Source organism: Aestuariivita boseongensis (genome assembly GCF_001262635.1).
Classification (GTDB): domain Bacteria; phylum Pseudomonadota; class Alphaproteobacteria; order Rhodobacterales; family Rhodobacteraceae; genus Aestuariivita; species Aestuariivita boseongensis.
This window is the reverse complement of record NZ_JXYH01000081.1, coordinates 1-7,648: the sequence shown is the minus strand read 5'-3', so window position 1 is coordinate 7,648 and position 7,648 is coordinate 1. Positions and strand designations below refer to the sequence as shown.

Sequence of the window (7,648 nt, the reverse complement as noted above, 5' to 3'; positions counted from 1 at the left end):
TTGGAAAGAGAAGAAGACAGGGTCAGGACAGGGATGCAGCGGTTGCGTCCAGTCGGTTGATCGCCTCGGCAATCTCCTCATCGGTGATGGTGAGCGGGGGCAGGATACGGATCACGTTATCTGCGGCGGGTACAGTGATGACCTGATGGTCATAGCCCGCCTTGACCACATCCGCGTTGGTCGCCTTGCATTTGATGCCCAGCATCAGGCCCGTGCCGCGCACCGCTTCGAACACATCCGGGTGCGAGGCCACGAGTGCCTCCAGCTTCTGGCGGAAGAGGCCGGCCTTGCGGTTCACCTCGGCGAGGAATTCGGGGGCGGAGACGATGTCCATCACCTTGCCGCCCACAGCACAACCCAAAGGGTTGCCGCCATAGGTTGACCCATGCGTGCCTGCCGTCATCCCGGAAGCCGCGTTTTCCGTGGCCAGCACCGCACCCAGGGGGAAGCCGCCGCCGATGCCCTTGGCAACCATCATGATGTCGGGTTCAATCCCGGCCCATTCATGGGCAAAGAGCCGGCCCGTGCGGCCCACGCCGCATTGCACCTCATCCAGGATCAGAAGGATGCCTTTTTCATCACAGAGATCGCGCAGACCCTTCAGACATTGATCGGGCAAGGGAACGATCCCCCCCTCCCCCTGCACAGGTTCGATCAGGATTGCCGCCGTCTTGTCGGTGATCGCAGGTTCCAGCGCGTCGTGATCGGCCCATTGCAGATGAACGAAGCCGGGCAAGAGCGGGCCAAAGCCCTTGGTCATCTTCTCGGAGCCCGCCGCCGCGATCCCGGCGGAGGAGCGGCCGTGGAAGGAGCCGGAGAAGGTGATGATCTCGACCCGTTCCGGCTGGCCTTTGTCATAAAAATACTTGCGGGCCATTTTCACGGCCAGTTCGCAGGCTTCCGTCCCGGAATTGGTGAAAAACACCGTGTCGGCAAAGGTTGCCTCCACCAGCTTTTCGGCCAGCGCCTGCTGCTGCGGGATGTTATACAGGTTCGAGGTATGCCAGAGGTTTTGCGCCTGTTCGGTCAGCACCTCGACCAGTTGGGGGTTTGCGTGGCCCAGCGCGTTCACGGCAATCCCTGCGCCCAGATCCAGAAAGCGTCGGCCATCCGCCTCGATCAGCCAGCTGCCTTCGCCTTTGACGAAAGACAGGGGGGCCCGGGCATAGGTCGGCAGAAGCGGCGCAATCATGGCAATGTCCTTTGCAGTGAGTAAGCCCTGTGAGTGCCTCACATCGGGCTATCAGGTCAACGATTTTGAGAGTTGGGGCGCGCCATACCAAAGGCGCACAGGATCAGGGAACGAACGACGGGTCAGCGTCGGCGTCGGACAATACGGGTATGTACGGTTCTGATCATGTCGCCCGCTTACGCCAGGTCTGCCAATAAGAAAAGCGGAAAGTGCATGGCGCGCACCTCCCGCTTCTTTCTGGCCATAAATACCCCTGCCGAACCGGTGCCCCGGGCACTCCGCCGGGTCAGGCGCGTTCGGAATATTCCATCGTCTCGGTATTGACGATGATGTCCTCGTCAGGACCCACGAAGGGCGGCACCATCACCTTCACGCCATTGTCAAGAACCGCGGGCTTGAAGGAGTTGGCCGCAGTCTGGCCTTTGACGACCGGCTCAGTCTCGACGACCTTGCAGGTGACTTTCTGGGGCAGCGTGGCGTTCAGCGCTTCGCTTTCATAGAATTCCACCACGATGGTCATGCCATCCTGCAGAAACGGGCGACGCTCGCCCAGAAGATCGGCAGGCAGTTCGATCTGCTCGTAGGTCTCGGAGTCCATGAACACCAGCATGCCGTCGCTTTCATAGAGGAACTGCTGATCTTTCTGCTCCAGACGCACGCGTTCCACCTTGTCGGCGGACCGGAACCGTTCGTTCAGTTTGGATCCGTTGCGCAGGTTGCGCATTTCGACCTGGGCAAAGGCGCCGCCCTTGCCGGGCTTGACGTGATCCACTTTGACGGCGGCCCACAGACCGCCATTATGTTCAAGCACGTTTCCGGGGCGGATTTCGTTTCCGTTGATCTTTGGCATGCGACAAACCTGACTGAAAGGTTGATGATTTCTTGCGCGGTCCTATATCTGGCCCGATGTGCCGTGTCCAGACAACCAGATATCGTGTTGCACCTGCAGAAAGCTATGCGCCAGACGAATGGGAGATATGCTTCAACAGGGTAGCCGAATCGCTTCCGATCGGTCATAAGGAGCGTCACGCCGAAAACGCAAGAGCAAGAAAAACAAGGGAAACGAAATGAGAGATTTCGTTGACGGCACTGCCTTTAACAACGAACAAGGCAATCGTGCACGGAAACTTTTCGCGGCCGTTGTTCTGGCTGCACTCGACGATGCTATCGCCGATGACAAGAAATACGGCAACGGGCCCGAGCAAATCGCCCGTTGGGCGCGGTCGCGTGACGGACGCGAAGTGCTTACCTGTGCCGGTATTGACCCGAATGAACGGGTTGTCGACGGTCTGATGGAGTTTGTCGCCAAGGGGGTTCGCACCTCGGTCGCGCTGTCGCGCGAGGAGAGCGAGCGCCGTCATGCTGCCCAGCAGGCTGAAGCAGCATAACCGGTCCACATGTTCAATCTGAAAGGCGCGCCCCCACTCAGGCGCGCCTTTTTTCATGGGCGCTGAAGGGGCGGGCATCGGGGCGGATGGCGCAATGACACGGGCGATCATGATCCAGGGTACCGGCAGCAATGTCGGGAAATCGCTTCTGGTGGCGGGGCTGGCGCGGGCCTGCCGGTTGCGGGGGATCAGCGTCGCCCCCTTCAAACCGCAGAACATGTCCAACAACGCAGCCGTCACCGCCGATGGCGGAGAGATCGGGCGCGCCCAGGCGCTGCAGGCGCGTGCGGCGGGGCTGCCCCCTCATACCGACATGAACCCGGTGCTTCTGAAACCGCAAAGCGAAACCGGCGCGCAGGTGATCGTGCAGGGCGTCCGCCAGGGCACCAGCGAGGCCCGCGCCTTCTGGTCGGAAAAGCCCCGGCTGATGGGCAAGGTGCTGGAAAGCTTCCACCGCCTGGCCGCGCAGGTCGATCTGGTACTGGTCGAAGGCGCGGGCAGCCCGGCGGAAACCAACCTGCGCCAGGGCGATATCGCCAATATGGGCTTTGCGACAGCTGCGGGTGTGCCGGTCGTTCTGGTGGGCGATATTGATCGCGGCGGGGTGATCGCGCAGATCGTGGGGACCCAGGCCGTGCTGGAGCCGGGAGATCTGGCCCAGATCGCGGGCTTTGCGGTGAACCGCTTTCGCGGCGACGTGCGGCTGTTCGACGAGGGCCTGCGCGATATCGAACGGCGCACAGGCTGGCCATCGCTGGGCGTGGTGCCGTGGTTTGCCGAGGCCTGGCGGCTGCCTGCTGAAGACGTGCTGGATATCGCCTCGCGCGATGGCGGGGCCTTCCGGGTGGCGGTGCCGAAACTGCCGCGCATCGCGAATTTCGACGATCTGGACCCGCTGGCGGCGGAACCGGAAGTGACCGTGCAGATCATCGAGCCCGGACACCCCCTGCCCGGCAATGCCGATCTGATCCTGATCCCCGGCAGCAAAGCCACGATCGACGATCTGCTGTTTCTGCGCGCGCAGGGCTGGGACGTGGATATCGCCGCCCATATCCGGCGCGGCGGGCTGGTTTTTGGCCTCTGTGGCGGGTTTCAGATGCTGGGCAAGACGATCCATGACCCCGACGGGATCGAAGGCACACCCCGCAAGATCGACGGGCTGGGGCATCTGGATGTGGACACCACGCTGGCCCCGCAGAAGGAACTGGCCAACCGGCAGGCCCAATGCGCCACCAGCGGCGCGGCAGTTGAGGGGTATGAGATCCATATGGGCCGCACCTCCGGCCCGGATATGGCGCGTCCGTGGTTCACCATGAATGGCCGGCCCGAGGGCGCACAGTCACCGTCAGGCAGGATCCGGGGCACCTATTTGCATGGGGTGTTCGGCAGCGATCTGTTTCGCGCCACTATCCTGTCCGAGGGCGGGCACAGCGCCCAGATCCGGTATGACGCATTGGTGGAAGACACGCTGGATCAGCTTGCCGCCCATCTTGAGACGCATATGGATATCGACCGGCTGTTGCAGCTGGCGCGCGAGATCGGCTGATCAGTCCAGATCTTTCAGCGCCAGCGCGCGGTGGATTTCGCGGCGGACCAGTTTGCGCACGTTGCGGGTGATCCGCTCACCCAAAGCGCCCTGCAATTCCTCGCGCACGATATCGGCCACCAGATCGCGCAGGGCGGCCTCGTCCAGAAGGGCGTCGCTGACGGTCTCGTCCGGACTGTCGGATGGGTCTTCTGCCGTTTCGGGCTCGTCCTCCGCCACAGGGGCGGCTTCGAGCGTGTCATCGGCTTCGGCGTCTTCCCATTCCAGGGTCTCGACCTCGGTGCCGGCGTAATCATCGGTGCCGGTGCCGTCGGGCTCCCACTGGTCATCGGTGCGCGCGATCACCTCTTCCAGTGCCGCGATCTTTTCCCCCAGCGGGCGCATGTCTGCGTCTTCTTCGGGCTGCGCATCCTCCGCCAGGCCAGCGGCTTCGTAAAGCGTGGCCTCAGGGTCAGACCAGGGGGCGTCATCGGTGACGGTCTGCGCGGTCTCTGTTTCAGCGGCTTCGTCCGCCTGGGCGGTATCATCCTCTGGCTGCCAGTCCTGCGCGTGCGCGGCGTCCTCGACGCTGTCCGCAGCGTCGTGAGGCATCTCTGCCTGCTCGGCAAAGTTCTCGTCCTGATCCGAATGGCCGTGATCGTCCTGCGGCGCCTCGGGGCTTTCCAGAACGAGCGGTTCGTCAGCCTCTTCCGCCCGGCTCTCTTCCGGCTGCGGATCGGTCACGCGCAGCGCATCTGTCAGGACAAGACGATCCGGCGCACGGGGCTTTTCCTCCTCCCGCGGGGGGGTCTGGCGATGGTCTTCAGAGACCAAACGCCTGATCGAAGACAGCACATCCTCAATCTCAACAGACTTGACGGGTTCGGACATCTTTTGCGCCTACCACTCTTTCCTCGGTCAAAAGCTTAGACCGAGCCGGGGATTCTCACAACCGATTGCGAAAATTCTTATTCTTTCCCAAGCGATTTCAACACACGGTCCAATTGGCGACCCTGTTCGCTGAGATAGGCAGGCGCATTCTTGACCTGGTTGTAATAGGCCGTCGGGTCATAGATCTGAACGCCCAGACCAAGGTTTTCAGCGGTCAGAGCGCCCTGTGCCGCAAGGATCTGATAGGCGGCGATATAAAGTTCGGCCTGCGCCGCGATCCGGGCCGCGCGGGCATCCAGAAGCTGCTGTTCGGCATCCAGCACATCCAGCGTGGTCCGCGCGCCAAGGGCGGCTTCTTCGCGCACCCCGCGGAAGGCCACTTCGGCGGCGCGGATCTGGCGGTCGGTGGCCTGAATATTCGCCTGCGCCACGCGGAAGCGGACCATGGCGGTCGAAACCCCCTGCGCGATCACATCCTGCACATTCAGAAGCAAGGCGCGCGACGAATCGCGCTGCGCCATGGCCTGACGGACGCCCGCGGCCAATCCGCCCCCCTGATAGATGCGCTGGGTGTAATTCAGCCCGATGGACGAGCTGTCGGTGTCGGCCACGCCATTGCGCGAGTCGGTGACCGAGACCTCTCCGACCATGCGCACGGTGGGGCCAAGCCCGGCTTCCTGCGCCATCACGGTCAGATCGGCTGCCGCGACCTGGTGCTGGGCCTGGATGATGTCGGGGTGGTTGCGCACGGCCACAGCCTTGCCCGCGTCGATCGAGGCGGGTCGCGCCGGCAGGCGCGGCGGCGGGGCAAGACGGCCCGGCTCACGGCCCACGACCGTCAGATATTCCTGCTGCGCATTGATCAGATCGCCCTGCGCCGTGGCAAGGTTGCTGCGCGCCGCGGCCTGCGCGGCTTCGGCCAGGGCGACATCCGTGCGCGTCACCTCGCCCACATCAAACCGGTCCTGGGCGGCGCGCAGTTCCTCGGTCAGGAGGCGGAGGTTGTTCTGGCGCAGTTGTACGAATTCCTCCGCCCGAAGCACATTCATATAGGCCGACACCGCCCTGAGCAGTACCTGCTGTTCCACCGACAGAAGCGAGGCGCGCGTGGCCAGCACAAGTTCCCGCGCGGCCTGTGTGCGCAGCCGGCTTTGCCCATTGTCATAAAGAAGCAGCGAGGCACTGAGCGCGAGACTGCTGGCCGAGGTGGTGCGATCGATCGTCGTGACCCCCAGCGCGGTCGTTTCAGTCGATGAACGCGCAATACCGGCCACGAAATCCAGCACCGGCCGCAATGCCGAAAGCGCGATTGCCGCATCTTCGTCCGCTGCACGAAGAAGCGCACGGTTTTGCGCAAGGAGGTCCGAGGTCTGATAGGCCCCGACCAACGCATCCGCCAGATTGTCAGCCTGTGCTGAAACCGGAGCGGTCAGCCCCAAAGAAACAGCGACAATGAAACCCTTGGCTTTGGCAGCCCACGCACGCTTGCGCATAGCGATCTCCCTCGTTCACTCGTCCACAACCGCCTGCAGCACTCAGAAGGAGAACTCTTCCTGTTTCTCAAACCCTGGCAAAACAGGCGCCCCCCCATTGAACGCGAAACGCCAGCTAATGTCACCGTCAATTTTTCGGCCGATCTTCACGGATCCCAAAGCGCCTTCCATGAAAAGGCAGGCGATCCGGCCCTCTTCCTTCAGCTGGCCGGCGATCGCGTCGGGCAGATCTTCGACACCGCCCTGAAGGATGATCACGTCATAGGGCCCGTGTTCGCTGTCGCCCTCGGCCAGCGCGCCTCGCTGGACGATCACGTTATCCGCGCCGATCTCGGAAAGCTGCGTCTGCGCCTCTTCGGCGAGGTCCGCGTCTTCTTCCAGAAGCACGACCGCCTGCGCCATCCGCGACATCAGCGCCGAGGAATATCCAAGACCGCCCCCGATATCCAAGACCAGCTCGTCACCGCTGAATTCCAGCGCATCGAGCATCTTGGCCAGGATGCGCGGATCCAGCACAACCCGCTGGTCGGCCAGCGGCACATGTTCGCCCGCATAGGCCGCTTCGCGCGCTCCATTGGGCACGAACAGCTCTCTGGGGACGCTCAGCATCGCGTCGATGATGGGAAACTTGGTCACGTCGGAGGGGCGGACCTGCGTGTCCACCATCATCCGTCGGCGCAAGGCATAGTCTGGCATGACTAAACTCTTTCGTTCGGCTTCTGCGTTACCGTTTGCCACAACAATATCGCCCCGGCAACGGCTGGACATGATAAAAGCACTCCGAGGCACCTTGCAGCACTGCGACAGATCAGCTAAGCGACAAATTACACCACGGACGGCGAGTTGGCGGAGTGGTGACGCAGCGGATTGCAAATCCGTGTACACCGGTTCGATTCCGGTACTCGCCTCCAACAAGATTTATGACTTAGCGTCTTTTTCGCCCAAAAAATCCGTCATATATTCTTTGCTTGGTCTGCTGCTGTGGGTTTGCGCGGCTGAATCGCTGTAGTGAAAACAGTTTTCCGGAACACTGCCCCAGACACAGTTTGCACAACGCACTGTTAAAATACGCGTTTCGGAACCCGGACCGGCAATGCACTCACAATCAAACTGGGCCAGTCAGATCAGGCTGCGCGCTGGTGAGCCTCCCCAACTGAAC

At 62.3% G+C, this 7,648-nt stretch carries 7 protein-coding genes and 1 tRNA gene; 3 read left to right on the top strand and 5 right to left on the bottom strand.

What is annotated here, in order from left to right; translation table 11 throughout:
- Positions 1-22: 22 nt before the first annotated feature.
- Both TR61_RS18750 and efp read right to left on the bottom strand, forming a co-directional pair.
- Complete coding sequence (locus tag TR61_RS18750) at positions 23-1,192, bottom strand: aspartate aminotransferase family protein (RefSeq protein ID WP_050932061.1); 1,170 nt, start codon at positions 1,190-1,192, stop codon at positions 23-25.
- 286 nt (positions 1,193-1,478) lie between these two features.
- Entirely contained in the window at positions 1,479-2,042 is a 564-nt protein-coding gene (gene efp, locus TR61_RS18745; protein ID WP_050932060.1) for an elongation factor P, read from the bottom strand.
- Between the two features lie 217 nt (positions 2,043-2,259).
- On the opposite strand from efp, the gene TR61_RS18740 reads away from it, so the two are divergent.
- Together TR61_RS18740 and TR61_RS18735 are read left to right on the top strand one after the other, a co-directional pair.
- Positions 2,260-2,580 carry a DUF6280 family protein gene (locus TR61_RS18740; protein ID WP_050932059.1) on the top strand — a complete coding sequence of 107 codons (321 nt, stop codon included), beginning with the start codon at positions 2,260-2,262 and terminating at the stop codon, positions 2,578-2,580.
- 94 nt (positions 2,581-2,674) lie between these two features.
- Positions 2,675-4,126: a cobyric acid synthase gene (locus tag TR61_RS18735; protein WP_050932062.1), complete on the top strand. Its 1,452-nt coding sequence runs from the start codon at positions 2,675-2,677 to the stop codon at positions 4,124-4,126.
- Here TR61_RS18735 and TR61_RS18730 read toward each other — a convergent pair whose 3' ends face one another.
- The 3 genes from TR61_RS18730 to TR61_RS18720 form a co-directional block, all read right to left on the bottom strand.
- Positions 4,127-4,996, bottom strand: coding sequence for a midas domain-containing protein (locus tag TR61_RS18730; protein WP_050932058.1), 870 nt, complete (start codon positions 4,994-4,996; stop codon positions 4,127-4,129).
- Positions 4,997-5,073: 77 nt separating this feature from the next.
- Entirely contained in the window at positions 5,074-6,489 is a 1,416-nt protein-coding gene (locus TR61_RS18725) for a TolC family outer membrane protein (RefSeq protein ID WP_050932057.1), read from the bottom strand.
- A gap of 42 nt (positions 6,490-6,531) precedes the next feature.
- Positions 6,532-7,185 (bottom strand): protein-L-isoaspartate O-methyltransferase family protein, encoded by a 654-nt coding sequence (locus TR61_RS18720; protein ID WP_050932056.1) that lies wholly within the window; start codon positions 7,183-7,185, stop codon positions 6,532-6,534.
- 141 nt (positions 7,186-7,326) lie between these two features.
- Between TR61_RS18720 and TR61_RS18715 the strand changes: the two genes are divergently transcribed.
- Positions 7,327-7,400: transfer RNA gene (locus TR61_RS18715), tRNA-Cys, on the top strand.
- Positions 7,401-7,648 lie beyond the last annotated feature (248 nt).